Below are 208 nucleotides of genomic sequence, written 5' to 3'. Positions count from 1 at the left end.
TGCAGTTGCTGCACGGCACGGTCCAGCACTACGCGTGGGGTACCACCGACGCGATCCGTGCCGCCATCCACCGCGTCGTCGAACTCGCCGAACCACGCCCGGAATACGTAGTGAAGCTGGTCGTCACCCGCGGCGTCGAGGGCTCCGGCACAGCCACCTGCTGGGTGATCCCGCTCACGCTGCCCGACGACTTCGCCGGCGAGCGCGC

1 pseudogene is annotated in these 208 nt (G+C 69.7%); it reads left to right on the top strand.

The window, feature by feature from the left end:
* Positions 1-208, top strand: a pseudogene (locus BN358_RS26115) (hypothetical protein); the annotation flags it as partial.

The organism is Sedimentibacter sp. B4 (assembly GCF_000309315.1).
Lineage (GTDB): Bacteria > Bacillota > Clostridia > Tissierellales > Sedimentibacteraceae > Sedimentibacter > Sedimentibacter saalensis.
This window is presented reverse-complemented; position numbering and strand designations above follow the sequence as displayed.